Origin of the sequence: Halobacillus andaensis (assembly GCF_014636475.1) — a bacterium.
Taxonomy (GTDB): domain Bacteria; phylum Bacillota; class Bacilli; order Bacillales; family Halobacillaceae; genus Halobacillus_A; species Halobacillus_A andaensis.
Window position 1 is genome coordinate 165,054 of sequence record NZ_BMEL01000004.1, and the last position, 16,811, is coordinate 181,864.

The 16,811-nt window shown below is 42.2% G+C and carries 17 protein-coding genes; 16 read left to right on the forward strand and 1 reads right to left on the reverse strand.

The features are described from left to right. Positions 1-32 precede the first annotated feature (32 nt). From IEV27_RS15610 to IEV27_RS15630, 5 genes are all read left to right on the forward strand, one after another. Complete coding sequence (locus IEV27_RS15610; protein WP_188378436.1) at positions 33-1,355, forward strand: ABC transporter substrate-binding protein; 1,323 nt, start codon at positions 33-35, stop codon at positions 1,353-1,355. Beyond that, positions 1,356-2,234 carry a carbohydrate ABC transporter permease gene (locus tag IEV27_RS15615; protein ID WP_188378437.1) on the forward strand — a complete coding sequence of 293 codons (879 nt, stop codon included), beginning with the start codon at positions 1,356-1,358 and terminating at the stop codon, positions 2,232-2,234. Further along, positions 2,221-3,051 carry a carbohydrate ABC transporter permease gene (locus IEV27_RS15620; RefSeq protein WP_188378438.1) on the forward strand — a complete coding sequence of 277 codons (831 nt, stop codon included), beginning with the start codon at positions 2,221-2,223 and terminating at the stop codon, positions 3,049-3,051. Before IEV27_RS15615 ends, IEV27_RS15620 begins: the two co-directional genes overlap by 14 nt. Before the next feature lie 107 nt (positions 3,052-3,158). Next, positions 3,159-3,914 carry a sugar phosphate isomerase/epimerase family protein gene (locus IEV27_RS15625; protein WP_188378439.1) on the forward strand — a complete coding sequence of 252 codons (756 nt, stop codon included), beginning with the start codon at positions 3,159-3,161 and terminating at the stop codon, positions 3,912-3,914. A gap of 11 nt (positions 3,915-3,925) precedes the next feature. Continuing rightward, positions 3,926-5,008, forward strand: a complete 1,083-nt coding sequence (locus IEV27_RS15630; RefSeq protein WP_188378440.1) for a Gfo/Idh/MocA family protein — start codon at positions 3,926-3,928, stop codon at positions 5,006-5,008. A gap of 118 nt (positions 5,009-5,126) precedes the next feature. On the opposite strand, the gene IEV27_RS15635 is transcribed toward IEV27_RS15630, so the two are convergent. Continuing rightward, positions 5,127-5,351 (reverse strand): DUF3892 domain-containing protein, encoded by a 225-nt coding sequence (locus tag IEV27_RS15635; protein ID WP_188378441.1) that lies wholly within the window; start codon positions 5,349-5,351, stop codon positions 5,127-5,129. Positions 5,352-5,572: 221 nt separating this feature from the next. Between IEV27_RS15635 and IEV27_RS15640 the strand changes: the two genes are divergently transcribed. The 11 genes from IEV27_RS15640 to IEV27_RS15690 all read left to right on the forward strand — a co-directional run bounded on the left by IEV27_RS15640 (position 5,573) and on the right by IEV27_RS15690 (position 16,795). Further along, positions 5,573-7,150: an ATP-binding protein gene (locus IEV27_RS15640; protein ID WP_188378442.1), complete on the forward strand. Its 1,578-nt coding sequence runs from the start codon at positions 5,573-5,575 to the stop codon at positions 7,148-7,150. Positions 7,151-7,156: 6 nt separating this feature from the next. Further along, entirely contained in the window at positions 7,157-7,846 is a 690-nt protein-coding gene (locus tag IEV27_RS15645; protein WP_308808342.1) for a response regulator, read from the forward strand. Between the two features lie 207 nt (positions 7,847-8,053). Beyond that, the gene (locus tag IEV27_RS15650) at positions 8,054-9,052 is read left to right on the forward strand and encodes a tripartite tricarboxylate transporter substrate binding protein (protein ID WP_188378443.1); all 999 of its coding nucleotides are present in this window, start codon (positions 8,054-8,056) and stop codon (positions 9,050-9,052) included. 25 nt (positions 9,053-9,077) lie between these two features. Further along, positions 9,078-9,536, forward strand: a complete 459-nt coding sequence (locus IEV27_RS15655) for a tripartite tricarboxylate transporter TctB family protein (RefSeq protein ID WP_188378444.1) — start codon at positions 9,078-9,080, stop codon at positions 9,534-9,536. A 16-nt stretch (positions 9,537-9,552) separates the two neighbouring features. Next, complete coding sequence (locus tag IEV27_RS15660; protein WP_188378445.1) at positions 9,553-11,040, forward strand: tripartite tricarboxylate transporter permease; 1,488 nt, start codon at positions 9,553-9,555, stop codon at positions 11,038-11,040. 218 nt (positions 11,041-11,258) lie between these two features. Beyond that, positions 11,259-11,549, forward strand: coding sequence for a VanZ family protein (locus IEV27_RS15665; protein ID WP_188378446.1), 291 nt, complete (start codon positions 11,259-11,261; stop codon positions 11,547-11,549). A 361-nt stretch (positions 11,550-11,910) separates the two neighbouring features. Next, a complete protein-coding gene (locus tag IEV27_RS15670) occupies positions 11,911-12,963 on the forward strand; it encodes a TRAP transporter substrate-binding protein (RefSeq protein ID WP_188378447.1) in 1,053 nt (350 codons plus the stop codon). A gap of 70 nt (positions 12,964-13,033) precedes the next feature. Next, positions 13,034-13,573 carry a TRAP transporter small permease gene (locus tag IEV27_RS15675; RefSeq protein WP_188378839.1) on the forward strand — a complete coding sequence of 180 codons (540 nt, stop codon included), beginning with the start codon at positions 13,034-13,036 and terminating at the stop codon, positions 13,571-13,573. Continuing rightward, positions 13,570-14,850, forward strand: coding sequence for a TRAP transporter large permease (locus IEV27_RS15680; protein WP_188378448.1), 1,281 nt, complete (start codon positions 13,570-13,572; stop codon positions 14,848-14,850). Before IEV27_RS15675 ends, IEV27_RS15680 begins: the two co-directional genes overlap by 4 nt. An 83-nt stretch (positions 14,851-14,933) precedes the next feature. Beyond that, complete coding sequence (locus IEV27_RS15685) at positions 14,934-15,830, forward strand: AEC family transporter (RefSeq protein ID WP_188378449.1); 897 nt, start codon at positions 14,934-14,936, stop codon at positions 15,828-15,830. A 26-nt stretch (positions 15,831-15,856) separates the two neighbouring features. After that, positions 15,857-16,795: a C-terminal binding protein gene (locus IEV27_RS15690; RefSeq protein ID WP_229735386.1), complete on the forward strand. Its 939-nt coding sequence runs from the start codon at positions 15,857-15,859 to the stop codon at positions 16,793-16,795. Positions 16,796-16,811: the final 16 nt, after the last annotated feature.

Sequence of the window (16,811 nt, forward strand, 5' to 3'; positions counted from 1 at the left end):
AAGGCGATTACAAAAAAGAGAGGGGAATTTAAATGAAAAACCTGCTTAACCTTCGTTTATTTGTTCTTATGTTTGCGAGTGTTCTAGTCGTTGCCGGCTGTCAGTCTGAAAGTAATGGAGATGGTGGTTCAGGTGAGGATGGTTCTGTTGAGTTTGAATTCTGGGCTGCACCTAACCCAGCTCAGGAAGCATTCTGGGAAGAAATGGCTCAACAGTATATGGAGGAAGAGGAGAATGTAAGCATTAACGTAACGCCAATGCCGGAAAGTCCTTCTTCTGAAGCAGGGATTCAGTCAGCTATTGCAGCTGGAAATGCTCCAGCGATCTCTGAGAATATTTCTAGAGGATTCGCCGCGCAATTAGCGGGCAGTAACGCGATTGTTCCTTTCAATGAATTTGACGGCTATGATGAGTTAATTGAAGAACGTCAAATGGAAGAAACGATGTCATCGTGGAAATTTACTGATGATCAGCAATTTGTTTTACCTGTCTATTCAAATCCTATGCTGTTTGCGTGGAGAACAGATATTTTAGAAGAATTAGGCTTTGATGAAGCTCCAAGAACGTACGATGAAGTGTTAGAAGCCGGTCAAAAGCTGAAAGAAGAGTACCCAGAGAAATACCTTTGGTCAAGAGCGGACCTAGTACAGCCAACTTGGCATGCGAGATGGTTTGACTTCTTCATGCTTTATAATGCGGCTTCTGATGGCAACAACTTTGTAGAAGGAAATGAAGTGGTTGCAGATGATGAAGCTGGTGTAGAAACGTTTGATTTCTTCAGTGAGATGGCCGAAGGGGATATGCTTTTAACGCGTGAAGCTACGGATCCATTTGAATCAGGGGATTCGATCATGATGGACATTGGACCATGGACGTTCTCTTATTGGGATGATAAATTCCCAGAAATGGTAGAAGGCGAAACGTATGAACTAACGATGCCGCCGGTACCTAGTGAAGAAGGGGCAGAAAATCCGAAGACGTTTGCTGATACAAAAGGGCTGTCTATTTATGCATCAGCAACAGAAGAACAGCAGCAAGCGGCCTTTGATTTCGTGAACTGGGTCTACTCTAATGCTGACAACGACTTGAAGTGGTTTGAAGATACGAACCTGCCTCCAGCACGTGATGATTTAGCGACAAACGATGCGTTCACTGAGTTCCTTGAAGAGCATCCAGAACTTACGAAGTATGCAGACAATATTCCAAATGCCGTGCCACCAATTGATAGTGAACAAACGGCTGAAATTCAAGAACTAATCGGAACTGAAGGATTAAACCCTCTCGTTAAAGGTGAAAAAGATGCAGAACAAGCATGGGAAGATGTGATCAATTCCATTAACGGGGTGTTGGAGTAAATGGACAAGAGTAATGCAAGGTTGGGTTGGCTTTTTGCCAGCCCTTACCTTATCTATTCACTCATTTTCTTTCTCTTCCCATTATTGTGGGCGACTTATCTAGCTTTTACCAATTGGAACTTAATTGCTGCTGACTATGAATTTGTCGGCATTCAAAATTTCATAGAAGCCTTCTTTAGTGAGAGTGTGCGAGCGGCTTTCTTTGTTACATACAAATTTCTCGGGATGTTCGTTCCGATTGTAGTGGGGGGAGCCTTGTTACTCGCGATGCTCATTCACACACTGCCGAAGTTTAAAGGTTTGTTTTCTGTGGCTTTCTTTTTACCTTACTTAGCTTCAGGGGTAGCTTCGGCTATTGTTGTTAATGGTGTGTTATCCCACAACAGTCCATTTAATATTTGGCTGCGAGGAACATTTGGTCTTGATATCGACTGGTTAGGTTCATCCATTTTAGCGCCGTTAATTATTGCGCTTATGATGGCTTGGAAGTTTGCCGGTTACTATGCGCTTCTTTTTGTTGCTGGACTTGAAAGTATTCCAAAAGAAGTATATGAAGCCGCTGAAATGGATGGGGCAGTAGGTTTTAAGAAGTTTTGGCACGTGACCATTCCGATGCTTTATCCATCCTTTTACACAGTCACGATTTTAGCAGTCGGACTCATGTTTGGTATTTTCACCGAGCCATATGTGTTAACAGGTGGTGGGCCAGACTTAGCGACTCACACGTGGCAGTTAGAAATCTACAGCCAGGCGTTTGAACGACTGAATGCAGGTTACGGAACGGCCATTGCCGTGATTAATTCGATTGTTACATTTGGTTCAATACTCGTCTTTCGTAAAATTTTAGAGAAATGGGGTGCGAGACATGGCTGGGAATAAAAAACTAAAATTAAGCTTGCTGTATACAGTGGCGTTTACTGTGCTCCTCGTTATGGTCTCCCCTTATTTATACATGGTGCTCGGCTCCTTTGCCGTATGGGATCAAGTCGATCGAAAATTAATACCAACTGAATTTACGCTCCGTTCCTATGAATGGCTGTTCTTTGGCGGAGAAGGAGCCAATGCTCGGCCATGGATGCGCGCTTTTTTTAATAGTGTGATCGTAAGTACGACTTCTTCTATCTTAATGATTGCGACAGCTCTGCTCGTTGGTTATTCCTTAGCGAAGCTTAAGTTTAAAGGGAACCGGCTGATTAACAACGTCATTTTGTTTCAAATGTTCTACCCAGCTGTCATTCTCTTAATCCCTTTATTCTTAATCATTCGTTACTTCGGAATGTATGACACGTACTGGGCGATGATTCTTCCGAAGGCCGTGAACTTATGGGCCATCTTTATGTATACCAACTTCTTTAGAGGGCTGCCGAATGAATTGATTGAAGCAGCGAAGATTGACGGTGCCAGTCAATGGAAGATCGTTTGGAAAATTGTTCTGCCGATGTCTAAGTCGATTACGACGATTATTTTCTTATTCGTCTTTATGGAACGATGGGTAGAATTGCTATGGGATATGCTTGTCGTCAATAGTGAAGATATGCTGACGTTAAACGTATTGTTAGCGCAAATGTTTGGACCTTACGGAGGCTACCCCGGACCGATGTATGCTGCGTCCGTACTATTAACCCTGCCCATCCTAATCCTGTTCATCATCTTCAGCAAAAACTTCAAAAAAGGCATGCAGTTTGTATTGAAATGACATGGTACCAGGTACGCAGAGAGAGAAATTGCGTACCTGGTACACCGATGTTAACTATCTGTACCTGGTACCCAGAAAGAAAAGAAAAAAAGTAAATAAAAAGAGGAGTGGGAGAGATCGCACAGATTGGGTTGCAGCTTTATTCGTTGAAAGATTTTACAGAGAAAGACTTTTTAGGTACGCTCGAAAAAGTGGCTCAAGCAGGTTATGATGGCGTGGAGTTTGCGGGATACTTCAATACCCCAAGCAACGAGCTTAAGAAAACCCTGGATGATCTTGACTTAAAAGCAGCGGGCAGTCATATCGGAATTGATGATCTTGAGCAGAACTTAAATAAAATGATCGAGTACTCTCTTGAACTAAACAGTCCTTACATTATCTGTCCCGGCTTACCTGAAGTGTATCGAAATAGCGCTCATGCCTATAAACGAACGGCTGAATTGTTTAATCAAATTGGTGAAAGTTGCCGAAATAGTGGACTGCAATTTGGCTATCATAACCATCACGTGGAGTTTGAGAGATATGATGGCGAGTACGGTCTCGACATTCTAGTGAATCATACTGAAAAAGAGAACCTATTTATCGAATTGGATACGTATTGGGCTGAAGTGTGCGGCATTAAGTCCATCGACCTTATTGAAAAATATAAACAGCGCTGCAAGGTACTTCACATTAAAGACATGAACAATTTTGAAGTAAAAAGAAACGTTGAAATTGGCAAGGGTGCAATGGACTTTGAGGAGATTGTAAATGCTGGTAAAGCTCAGCAAGTAGAGTGGTATACCGTTGAGCAGGAGAATTTCGATAAAGACCCATTAGTAAGCATCCAAGAAAGTTTTCAATATTTAAAAAGCATTTTGTAGGAGGATGAAAAATGGTAAAACCTAAACTCAAAATAGGTATTGTAGGGTGTGGCGGTATCGCAAATGGAAAGCAAATGCCCAGCCTATCTAAGGTAGAAGCCGTTGAGATGGTGGCTTTTTGTGACATTATTGAAGAACGAGCGCAAAAAGCGGCAGCGGATTTTGGGTCTCAGGACGCTAAAGTGTTCTCAGACTTTCATGAGTTGTTAAATGAAGACCTAGATGTGGTTCATGTCTGTACTCCAAATAAGTCGCATGCTGAAATCAGTATAGCAGCACTTGAGTCAGGCAAGCATGTCATGTGTGAAAAGCCAATGGCTAAAACCGCTGAAGAAGCACGAGATATGGTAGAAGCAGCGAAGCGAAGCGGCAAAAAACTGTCGATCGGTTACAATAATCGATTCCGTAACGACTCGCAATATTTAAAGAAAGTATCCGAAGATGGAGATCTTGGAGACATTTATTTTGCAAAAGCTCACGCTATTCGAAGACGTGCCGTTCCAACATGGGGAGTCTTTTTAAACGAAGAAGAACAAGGCGGCGGACCGCTGATTGATATTGGAACTCATGCCCTCGATTTAACACTATGGCTCATGGATAATTATGAAGTGAGAAGTGTGGTAGGAAACGTTTATCACAAGCTTTCTGATAAAAAAGATGCCGCTAATGCATTTGGTCCGTGGGATCCCAAAGAATTTAACGTTGAAGATTCCGCTTTCGGCTTTATCACCATGAAAAATGGAGCAACGATCATTCTAGAATCCAGCTGGGCTTTAAATTCGCTTGATGTAGGTGAAGCGAAAAGTACGCTTTGTGGAACAGAAGGTGGAGCGGATATGAAAGACGGCTTGCGAATCAACGGTGAGAAATATGGGAGATTACATACGACAAAACCGGAATTAGATGCTGGCGGAGTAGACTTCTACAGCGGTGAAGACGAAAGTGACAGCGACCGAGAAGCAAGATTGTGGATTGAAAGCCTGCAGAATGATGAAGAGCCAGTCGTAAAGCCGGAACAGGCGCTAGTCGTTAGTGAGATTTTAGAAGCCGTATATGAATCAGCACGTACAGGCCAACCCGTCCATTTTGTATAGTCGGTACCAGGTACAGCACCGGCGAAAAAGCGTACCTGGTACACAGAAGTAGAAATCATGTACCAGGTACACAAAAAGAAGTCGAGGAACGCACCCCTCGACTTCTTTCTATAGTGAATTAAAACGTCGGAAGATTATCTAGGTTATTATTCGGATCTCCGTCCGCATTGCCGCGAATTACAGGACGTCCATTCCTCGCCTTACCCACGTTCGCTCCTTGAATTGTTCCACTTTCCACAGCCGCAACCGCTTCCTCATAACTTAGTTCTTTCCCGCTCGAAGTCTGAAAGCTTACAATATCGCCATCCTCATTTTTACGAACGCGCTCAAAGTATTCTGCCATAACTTCTCCCTCCTTTCATAGGTGTAGTATGTAGAAGAAAGAGGGAATTGATGCAGTTATTTTGTACCTGGTACGCAGAAGTGGTAATGGTGTACCTGGTACACAGCAGTCATCAATCGGTACCAGGTACACCACAATCAACTTTCTGTACCTGGTACCGGCAAATCCATCCTCATGTTAAGATAATATGAAATGTAGCGTTTACATAAGGGGTCATTGTGATGAGGAGCAGGTTTCGAGTTTCACTTAAGACAAAAATACAGGTACTGATTTTTACGTTAATCATATCGGTCATTCTCATTCTTTCTGGTATTTTTACTTATTTAGAGTTCGAGCAGACGGAGGAGCATATGGGCGATATGGCTTTACATACGGCCACCACCATTTCCTATATGCCCTCGATCAAAGAGGCGTTTGAGACCGAAAATCCTTCTGAAGAAATTCAGCCGCTTGCGCTGGAGATTCAAGAACAGGTAGGGGCTGAGTTTATTGTCATTGGGAATAAGCAGAGCATCCGGTATGCTCACCCGAATGAAGCGCTGATTGGCCAAAGGATGGTCGGCGGTGATAATGAGCGGGCTCTTGTGGAGGGGCGTTATTATGTGTCGAAGGCTGAAGGGACGCTCGGTCCGTCTTTAAGGGGCAAGGCACCGATCGTTAATGATCAAAATGAGATCATTGGCGTCGTCTCCGTTGGCTTCTTAATGGAGGATATTTATACGACGTTCTTTAACACATTGGGGAAAATTGCTGGGGTGTCTTTCCTCGTCTTAGTCATCGGCGGCCTCGGCGGTTATATGTTGACACGCAGTATCCGCAAAGACACGATGGGACTTGAACCCTATCAAATTGCTGCCCTTTATCAAGAACGTGAAGCTGTTTTATCTTCAGTAAAAGAAGGACTCATTGCGATTGATAAAAATGCTCACGTCACGACGATCAATGCAGCCGCGAGAAATCTGCTTCACCTATCAGGTGACGTTACTCAACAACCGATTCAAGCCATTTTTCCAAACTCAGAAATGGAGCGCGTGCTTCGTTCAGGCAAGGAAGAGCGTGATCAAGAGATTTCACTTGGCGATCGAATGGTCATTGTTACACGTACGCCTGTTATAGAAAACGAGGAGGTCGTAGGTGTTGTGGCGAGTTTTCGAGATAAGTCTGAGGTTCGCGAGATGGTAGGGGCTTTATCTGAAATTAAGCGTTACTCTGAAGGACTGCGCTCGCAGACCCATGAGTATGCCAATAAAATGTACGTTCTGCTTGGCCTTCTCCAATTAAAAAATTACGACGAAGCGATGGATTTGATTCAAGCCGATTTTAAATCTGTCCAGTATCAATCGAACCGTCTGGATCAAATTAAGGATGACACGGTGCAGGCGATTTTATTAGGGAAAATCAGTAAGGCTTCAGAGCTGAAAATTGATTTTGTCGTCGACGAAGATGCCTCAATTGAAGCAGTGCCAGAGCAGATTAGCCGTTCGAAGCTCGTAACGATTTTGGGGAATATAATCGATAATGCATTTGAAGCGGTAAAGGATCAAATTGATAAACAAGTCACTTTTTCTGCCACAGATATAGGCCGTGAAATTGTGTTTGAAGTTAGCGACAACGGGCCGGGGATTCCTGAAGAGGTCATGCCTTATATTTTTGTAAGAGGATTTTCAACGAAGAAGGGAGAACAGAGAGGATTTGGACTCTCCAATGTGCGTGAAATTGTGGAAGAACTTGGAGGAACGTTTGAACTGGATTCCGACCCATCCACTGGAACCACTTTTTCTCTGTTTTTATCAAAATAGAAAGGAGTGAGAAGATTGATTAAAGCAGTTATAGCAGAAGATGATTTTCGTGTCGCCGATTTGCATGAAAAATTTTTAAAGGAAGTAGATGGCATAGAGGTGGTGGCGAAAGCATTAAATGCTGAAGAGGCACTGCAGGCTGTGCATCAGCATCGTCCGGACCTTTTATTATTAGATGTGTATATGCCGGATCGCTTAGGAACCGAGCTATTGCATGAATTAAGAAAGACGTTTCCCGCGCTCGATATCATTATGATTACTGCCGCCACTGAAAAAGAAATGATTACGAAGGCGCTCAATTACGGTGTCGTTGATTATATTATTAAGCCGATCTCAATGGATCGATTTTTACATACCATTGAAACCTATCAGAAGAAAAAGCATCTCATGAACAGTCAGGAGACGTTTGATCAGAAAACGGTTGATCAATTAATTGGAAATGAAACACCGGATGAACCGGAGGAGGCGTCTGTTCCAAAAGGGATCGATCAGCTTACATTAAAAAAAGTAAGGCAGCTGTTAAAAGATAATGCAGACGAAGGAATAACGGCAGAACAAGCTAGTCACCATATGGGAGCCTCAAAAACGACAGCCCGGCGCTATTTAGAGTATTTAATTTACATTAATGAAGGAGTCGCTGAAATGAGGTACGGCAAAGTAGGGCGTCCTGAAAGAAAATACTTTTATCACCAATAGTCGCTCACCGCGGCTATTTTTTTATTGAGTAAAAATGCGGCCAATTTAAAAATCCGCGGCGACGTTCATACGCCCTACTCGTAAATTTTATTTATTTAATTACGTTAACGTTTTTAAAAAAACTAATTTTGAAAACGGTTACATAAATGCTCCCCTCCTTTACCATATGAATTAATTCTAAATTTTCTAAAAAAGGTGGAAGCGCAGATGAAGAAAGTAATAGTGTTCGGACTAATCCTTTTCCTATCGATATTGACGGCGTGCAGTAAGGATCAATACGCCAGCTCCGAAAACGGCGAGTGGGAGCCGCAGCAGCCGATTGAGCTGGTTGCCCCTGCAGGTGCTGGAGGCGGCTGGGATACAACGGCGCGCAGTGTCAGTCAAGTTATGGAGGAGGAAGGCATTGTTGATGAAGATATGGGCGTCGTGAACAAACCTGGCGGAGGCGGTGCTGTTGGGTGGGCTTATATCGATGGTAAACAAGGCAACCCTCACCATCTCTTTATAGGTTCTCCGCCATTAATTTTTATTCCGTTAAATGGTCAGTCGCAAATCGGTTACGAGGACTTCACTCCATTGGCGAACATGATTGCGGACTATGCTGCTTTTGCAGTAAGAGAGGATGCGAAGTGGGATGACTTAAATGAGCTGTTCGACGATATGAAAGAAGATCCTCAAGACATTACCGTCGTCGGCACTTCGTCGCCCGGCTCAATGGACCATATGCAGTTCGTGAAAATTGCTAAGGAAGCAGGCGTTGATATTACTAAAATTAAATATGTATCTTCACAAGACGGCGGCGCGCTTACCCAAGTGTTAAACGGAAATGCTGATGTATTCTCAACAGGTGTGGCTGAAACCGTAGAGCAAGTTCGAGCTGGAAAAATAAAAGTGCTCGGCATTACAGCAGAAGAACGATTAGAAGGAGACGTTTTGTCTGAATTCGCTACCGCCAAAGAACAGGGAATTGACGCAACATTTACCAACTGGAGAGGTTTCTTTGGACCAAAAGACATGGACGAAGGACAAGTGAAATATTATGAGCAAGCTTTTAAAGAAGTAAGTGACTCTGAAGCTTTCAATGAAATTCGTGAAAAATACGGGTGGGACGAAATGTACATGACGAGCGAAGAGTACAAAGAATATCTCCATGAACAAAATGAAGAACTGAACGTTTTACTCGAGGAAATGGGATTAGCAGAATAGTTTTTAATTGAAAGAGGTGACGCAAATGGTTCAAACATTAAATCAAAAAGTGAGTCTCGTACTCGCTGCTATAGCACTCGGCTATTTATATTTAAGCTATAACTTAAAAGAGTATCCGTACGTACCGGTGGATTCCGACTTAGTGCCAAAAGTGTTAGGTTACATCCTGCTAGCTTTAGCGATTGCTTTGTTCTTCGATAAGTCGTCTGAAACAAAAGAGGAAAAGGCAAAACGAGTCGTTCCGAAAAAAGAAATTCTTGTCATGGCTGCAGTCGGCGGCATGGTTTTCCTCTATATCTTTTTATTTGAAATCCTCGGCTTTCTTATAACAACGTTCCTGTTTATTTTGGCTTGCTCCACGTTTCTTGGCTATCGAAAATGGGTGACGAGTCTTATCGTGTCCATCGTGTTTCCTGGGATTTTATACTACGTATTTAATTATTTGCTACAGATCAGATTGCCACAAGGCATACTACCATTTTAAAAGGTGTTGATATGATATGGGTGGACTAGACGGATTGCTGCAAGGTTTTCAAGTCGCGTTTAGTATCGAAGGAATTTTATTTGTTTTTATTGGCGTATTTATAGGGACTTTTATCGGTATGATGCCAGGTCTGGGACCGATCAGTGCGATTGCTATTATGATCCCGGTGACGTACGGGATGGATCCGACTACTGCGCTCGTCATGATGGCAGGTGTCTACTACGGCGCCGTATTTGGAGGATCGACCGCCTCCATTTTATTAAATGCTCCCGGGATTTCAGGGACGGTAGCTACGGCGTTTGACGGCTATCCGATGGCGCAGCGGGGTGAGGCAGGGAAAGCGCTGGCTATCGCCGCTGTTTCATCTTTTGTAGGTGGAACGGTATCCGTCGTGTTACTTATGCTGTTTGCACCTGCTTTAGCTCAGGTAGCTGTGACCTTTGGTCCTCCCGAATATTTTGCCCTCATGTTTATGGGCCTCATGGCGATCTCAAGTCTCTCAGAGGGCTCAACGATCAAAGCACTGATCTCAGCCACGCTTGGTTTTATGGTCGTAACGATCGGGATTGACGGGCAAACAGGCACACCGCGTTTTACGTTTAACAATCCCAATTTACTAGAAGGCATCGACTTTCTTGTCATTGCCCTCGGGTTATTTGCTTTAGCCGAGGTATGTTTTCTCATCATCAATCGAAAAGATACATCATTATCAGATAAAGCCAATGTCGGAAGCATTAAATTGAAAAAAGAAGACCTCAAAGAAATGCGCGGCCCGATGTCCCGCCAATCCTTCTTAGGCTTTGTGTTAGGCGTGCTTCCCGGAGCCGGGGCGACCATCGCTTCTTTTATCGGCTACATCACAGAAAAGAAAATCGCCAAGAAACCAGAAGAATTTGGAAAAGGATCCGTCCGAGGTCTTTCAGCACCAGAAACAGCAAACAATGCAGCTACAAGCGGCGCCTTTGTGCCACTGCTAAGCCTCGGAATTCCAGGATCAGGAACGACGGCTGTCATGCTTGGTGCTTTTCTCGTATTAGGTATTCAACCAGGACCCTTACTCGTTCAAGACCATCCCGATATTTTCTGGGGCATTATTGCCAGTATGTACATCGGGAATATCATTCTTCTCGTGTTGAATTTGCCGCTGATTCCTTATATCTCAAAGCTGTTAAAGATTCCACGGCCCCTGCTGATCTCGCTGGTGATCATTTTCAGTTTAATCGGTGTGTACTCCGTGAGTTTTAACGTATTCCATTTGTACGTATTATTGATTTTTGGCGTCATCGGTTACTTAATGAGGCTGACATCCTTTCCAGCTGCGCCGTTCATCCTGGCCTTTATTCTCGGAGGTATGATGGAACAATCACTTCGTCAAGCATTAACGGCATCTAACGGAAATTATATGGTATTTATTAAGGAACCTATTTCTCTTACGTTGCTTATTATTAGCTTGTTATCTTTCTTAGTTCCCCTAGTAAGAAGAAGATGGCAATTAAGATCGTAAATGAAAGAATCTTGCAGAACTTCTCTCTGCAAGATTCTTTTTTTAGTATAAAACAAAGATAACCTTTCCAAAATGGGAGTAAGACTACGAACGAAAGGAAAGGTTTATTTTATGAAAAAAATGCTGTTCACCCTGCTCCCCATCATCTATATGATTCTTATATGGATCCAGTCCAGCCACTCCATCACCGCCATTAAAAGATTCATAGGAATCAGCCAATGACCATCAATACGTTATTAGAAAGCTTACACTTCATTGAGTTTGCAATTTTATATCTTTTGATTATTTTGGCGCTGGCAGCCAACCAAAAGTTTAGCCGCACGACAAGTTTGTTTGCAGCAGCAATTGCCATGATATATGGTGTCGTCGATGAAATTCATCAGCTATTTGTTGTTGGTAGATCTTTTTCTATAGCTGATATTATTAAAGACTGGACGGGGGTAATTGTCGCTTGGACATTGGTGCGAGTGACGAACTTTAAAAGAATTATTAAGGTTAAATCGGCGTAAAGGTAAAATACCTCAAAGTTCATGAAAGTGAACTTTGAGGTATTTTTTATAAAAGAACCATAATATAAAATTCTTTATCCTAAGAAAAAAATAAAAAATTTTTCGATAATTCCATTGTAATAAAAAAATATTATTGTATAATCAGAATTACAGAAAAAATATTTCATTCATATTACAGAAAGCGAGGTGAATGAAAAGAAGAAAGATCTTTTTTTAAAGCTTTAATTGTAAGCGGTTACCTTTGCGGTATAACTAACATACATACCAATCGTTTATTTAAGGTTATGAAGAAGGTCAAGGCAAGTTGGTTAACAATTCGAGGGTAATGGACACTCGAAAATATATTCAAAGGGGTTTTATTATGAAAAAAATTTTTATGACATTATGTTTCGTTCTTTTAATGGGAGTACTTGCAGCTTGTGGAAATGCAGATTCTGAGTCAAGCAGTGGAGATAGTGACGGCGGAGATGAAAGCGCTTCAAGTGGTGAAGAAAAAGTGATTAAAGCTGGTATTGGTCTAAACGATGATCACCCTCAATATAAAGGGTTGTTGAAGTTTAAGGAAATTGTTGAAGAAGAAACAGATGGAGCTATTAAAGTTGAAACGTATCATAGTGGCCAGCTTGGTGATGACCGTTCAATGACGGAAGCTCTTCAACTGGGAAGCCAGGAAGTTACGATTCCATCCACGGCACCTCTAGCAAACTTTGTATCTGATTTTAGTGTTTTCGATATTCCATTTTTATTCCCAGATGAGCAAGTGGCTGATGAAGTGTTAGACGGTGAAGTTGGACAGGAGCTTCTTACTAAATTAGAAGATCAGGACTTGGTTGGTCTTACTTACTGGGAAAATGGGTTCCGTGATCTAACAAATAGTAAAAGAGCTGTTGCTTCTGTAGATGATTTTGACGGTCTTAAGATTCGTACCATGGAAAACGATCTTCACTTAGATGCATTTAAAGCACTAGGTGCTAACCCTACACCAATGGCGTTTACTGAACTATTCACTGCTTTGCAGCAAGGTACAGTTGATGGACAGGAGAATCCTTACGCGACAATCTATTTAGAAAAGCTTTATGAAGTTCAGGAGCATGTATCTGATACTCACCATATTTACAGCCCATTTGTATTCCTTATGAGTAAGTCTTTCTACGATGGTTTGACTGAAGATCAGCAGACAATTATGAAGGATGCAGCTGTTGAAGCTGGTCAGGAACAACGTGAAATGAACCGTGAAGCTAATGAGGAATACCTGCAGTCTCTTCAAGACGAGGGCATGGAGTACACTGAAATTTCTGATGAAGATCGTGAAGAAATGGTAGAAACTGTACAGCCTGTCATAGAGGATTATAAAGAGAAGATTGGTGAAGAAACAGTAGATAAAGTGTATCAGGCGATTGAAGATGCTCAATAAAGGAAGAGGGGATTATTCCCCTCTTGCTTTTTCATAAGAGAGATAAAGAGGGTCAGTTGAGGTGAATTTAATGAATATCATTCGTGTAATAGATCGAAGGATTGAAGAATTTCTGCTTGTTGTCTTATCAACGGTAATGGTTAGCGTTATTTTCCTGCAAGTGGTCATGCGTGTATCTGGAAATTCGTTGTCATGGTCAGAGGAATTGGGACGATATTGCTTTATTTGGTTGGTGTATGTAGGAATCAGTTATGGGGTGAAAAAGCAGCGTCATATTAAAGTAGACGTCATGCTTCTATTGCTTAAAGGCAAAGGAAAACTATTATTAGCTATTGTTGCAAATATTATCTTTTTAGCATTTTCCATATTTGTTGTGTTCTACGGTTATACCATTTCAAGTCAGTTGTTTGGGTTTGGTCAAGCTTCTCCAGCCTTACATATTCCAATGGGAGCAGTGTATCTGGCTACCCCGTTAGGGTTTGCTCTCACATCGATTCGACTGATTCAAAATCTCGTCGCCCAGTTTAAGATGTTAATTGGGAAAAAAGAGCTTGACGTTGCTGATGAACGTGATCGAATGCTTAATCAGGAAGGAGAGGATGATCAATGACGACCATTGTTCTATTTGGCTCCTTCGCCCTGCTTTTACTTTTAAGTGTTCCAATCGGGATTGCTATTGGAGTCTCGACTTTATTGACCATTGTTTATTCTGGCACGATCCCCATTGAATTTTTAATGAAAGAACTTGTTACGGCTGTTGATTCCTTTCCATTAATGGCGGTCCCTTTCTTTATCCTTGCGGGTGAGATAATGGGGAAAGGCGGGATTTCGGAACGATTGTTCAATCTCGCAAATGCGTTGGTAGGGAACAAGACAGGTGGATTTGCAATGGCCACGATTGTGACATGTATGTTCTTTGCGGCCATTTCTGGATCCGGTCCTGCAACGGTGGCTGCTATTGGTGGTATTATGATTCCAGCCATGGTGAAACAAGGTTATGATAAGAAGTTCGCTACGGCTACTGTAGCAGCTGCTGGTTCGATTGGAGTTATTATCCCTCCGAGTATTCCGATGGTTATTTATGGAGTAGTCGGAAATGCTTCGATTGGCGATATGTTTATCGCAGGTGTTATTCCAGGATTGCTAGTCGGCTTGTCTCTTATGGTGTGGGCGTACATCTATTCTAAGAAACAAGGGTACCGCGGCACGTTTGAGAAAACGTCATTTTCCTATATCGGGAAGTCCTTCTGGGATGCAAAGTGGGCGTTAGTCATTCCACTTATTATCCTTGGCGGTATTTATGGCGGTATTTTCACACCAACAGAAGCGGCGGTTATCGCAGTTGTATACGGCATTTTAGCGGGATTACTGCTTTACCGTGAACTGAAAATAAAAGATTTGCCAAAAATCCTAGCAGACTCAGCTTTAACAACATCAACAGTTTTAATCATTGTAGGAACGGCTACCGCTTTTGGAAGGTTACTAACGATTGAGCAGATTCCAACACAAGTCGCGAATTTCCTTTTATCGATATCAGAGAGTGAGATCGTCATCATCTTACTCATTACGGTGCTTTTATTATTAGTAGGGTGCTTTATGGATACGTTAGCGGCGATTATTATTCTAACACCAATTCTACTGCCAATCGCAGTAAACCTTGGATACGACCCGATTCATTTTGGAATTATTATGGTCGTAAACTTGGCTATTGGTTTTATCACACCTCCATTAGGTGTCAACCTGTTTGTCGGTTCAGGAATCTCTGGACTTTCTATTGAACAGTTATCAAAAGCGATCATTCCTTTCTTCCTTGCGATGATCTTTTCATTATTAATGATTACCTTTATACCAGAATTATCACTTTGGCTTCTGCAATTTAGTGAGTAATGAGGTATGGCCCTCACCTTGCCCGGTCCCTTGTGTGTCATGCAAGGGACTTTTGGGTTGTTAACTAGGAAGGATTGAGAACGATGTCTGTATTTGTCGGAGTGGTTTTACCGGTACTTCTCATATTTTTAGCAGGATTTACGATACAAAAACTAGCGAAACTGGACATTAAGTCTGTTTCGACGGTGGCGCTTTATGTCATGTTGCCTTGTCTCGTTTTTGAAACATTTTATGAGGCGAAGCTTAACCAGGAATATTTAATGATGTTGATCTTCTCGATCTTACTCCTCATGAGCATTTTAGTAATTAATAAAGTAGTTAAACGAATCAGAAACTATGATTCTTCTACAGAAAGCGGGCTCATTTTATCGACGGCGTTTATGAATTCTGGAAATTATGGTGCTCCGATTATATTGTTCGCGTTTGGAGAGGAAGGCTTCGTTTATTCAGTTTCTTTTCTCGTTTTACAAGCCATTATCATGAATTTCTTTGGCGTTTATTACGCAGCAAAAGGTTCAGCTGGATTAAAAATGGCGTTGGCCTCTGTTTTTAAGATGCCTCCTACGTATGCAGTCATCGCGGCGCTTATTATGAATCTAGCAGCCATCCCTATGCCGGAGAACCTTATGTCAAGTGTAGAGCTACTTGCAGCAGCAACCATCCCTATGGTGATGGTCATTCTCGGAATGCAGCTGGCTGAAATAAAAGTCATACAAATGGAATGGAGTAAAGTGTCCTATGCTTCAATAGTTCGCTTAGTTGCTTCACCATTGATTGCATTTGCTTTAACCCTTGTTCTTCCAATGAGTGATTTAATGGCGAGTGTATTAATCGTCGCTGCCGCCATGCCTTCTGCAGCTACGACGACGATTTATGCGGTTCAATTCAATTCTAAACCAGAACTCGTTTCCAGTATTACGTTAACGACAACTCTCTTAAGTATCATCACGATTCCGGTTCTGCTCATGATGTATATATGACTTTTTAAAAGAGGAGGTTTTCTACGTTGAAAGTAATCATTACTGATTATGAATACGATTCTCTGCTTCCTGAGGAAACAGTGTTAAAAGAACACGGAATTGAAATGGAGGCTCATCAGTGTCAAACAGAAAAAGAAGTCATTGAGGCGTGTCGCTATGCTGACGGTATCATTTCACAATATGCACCTATTTCCAGAAGGGTCATTGAAGAAATGCAGCAGTGTCAGGTGATCGCCAGGTACGGAATCGGTTATGATTCTGTCGATGTTCAATCGGCCAGTAAAAAAGGCATTGCTGTATGTAATGTGACGGATTACTGCATAGAGGAAGTATCCGATCATGCGGTCACTCTGTTATTAACGTTAGCTCGAAAAGTTTCATTATTATCAAACCGTGTGAAAAACGGGGGATGGGATTTCAACGAAGCGAAGCCGGTCGCTCGCTTAACGAAGCAAACTCTCGGACTGATTGGATTCGGGAATATCCCTAGAAAAGTTGCTGCAAAAGCTTCTGTTTTTGGATTGAATGTAGTTGTCTTTGATCCTTTTGTTACGGAAGCTGAAGGTGTCACGTTAGTATCTTTTGATGAACTTCTTACTTCCTCAGACTTTGTGTCCGTTCATGCCCCCCTCAATGAGAAGACCAAAGGAATGATTGATGAAGCGGCTTTTAAAAAAATGAAACGAAACGCCGTAATCATTAACACGGCCAGGGGACCTTTAATTGATGAAGGAGCGCTTGTGGAAGCTTTAAGAAAAAGAGAAATTGCAGGAGCCGCTCTTGATGTTATGGAACAAGAGCCTCCTGTTAAGGATCACCCGCTGCTAAGCATGGACAACGTCATCGTTACGCCGCATGTGGCTTGGTATTCTGAAGAATCAGAAGTAGAGCTTAAGACGAAAGCTGCTAAAAATACTGCGGCTGTTCTAACCGGAAAAAAACCTGCTTATTTAGTTAATCCTTAAAAGAAGAGAGGGTACA

Coding starts and splice junctions, on each gene's coding strand:
- IEV27_RS15610 (WP_188378436.1), top strand. CDS start 33: ATGAAAAACCTGCTTAACCTTCGTTTATTTGTTCTTATGTTTGCGAGT.
- IEV27_RS15615 (WP_188378437.1), top strand. CDS start 1,356: ATGGACAAGAGTAATGCAAGGTTGGGTTGGCTTTTTGCCAGCCCTTAC.
- IEV27_RS15620 (WP_188378438.1), top strand. CDS start 2,221: ATGGCTGGGAATAAAAAACTAAAATTAAGCTTGCTGTATACAGTGGCG.
- IEV27_RS15630 (WP_188378440.1), top strand. CDS start 3,926: ATGGTAAAACCTAAACTCAAAATAGGTATTGTAGGGTGTGGCGGTATC.
- IEV27_RS15635 (WP_188378441.1), bottom strand. CDS start 5,351: ATGGCAGAATACTTTGAGCGCGTTCGTAAAAATGAGGATGGCGATATT.
- IEV27_RS15640 (WP_188378442.1), top strand. CDS start 5,573: ATGAGGAGCAGGTTTCGAGTTTCACTTAAGACAAAAATACAGGTACTG.
- IEV27_RS15650 (WP_188378443.1), top strand. CDS start 8,054: ATGAAGAAAGTAATAGTGTTCGGACTAATCCTTTTCCTATCGATATTG.
- IEV27_RS15655 (WP_188378444.1), top strand. CDS start 9,078: ATGGTTCAAACATTAAATCAAAAAGTGAGTCTCGTACTCGCTGCTATA.
- IEV27_RS15660 (WP_188378445.1), top strand. CDS start 9,553: ATGGGTGGACTAGACGGATTGCTGCAAGGTTTTCAAGTCGCGTTTAGT.
- IEV27_RS15665 (WP_188378446.1), top strand. CDS start 11,259: ATGACCATCAATACGTTATTAGAAAGCTTACACTTCATTGAGTTTGCA.
- IEV27_RS15670 (WP_188378447.1), top strand. CDS start 11,911: ATGAAAAAAATTTTTATGACATTATGTTTCGTTCTTTTAATGGGAGTA.
- IEV27_RS15675 (WP_188378839.1), top strand. CDS start 13,034: ATGAATATCATTCGTGTAATAGATCGAAGGATTGAAGAATTTCTGCTT.
- IEV27_RS15680 (WP_188378448.1), top strand. CDS start 13,570: ATGACGACCATTGTTCTATTTGGCTCCTTCGCCCTGCTTTTACTTTTA.
- IEV27_RS15685 (WP_188378449.1), top strand. CDS start 14,934: ATGTCTGTATTTGTCGGAGTGGTTTTACCGGTACTTCTCATATTTTTA.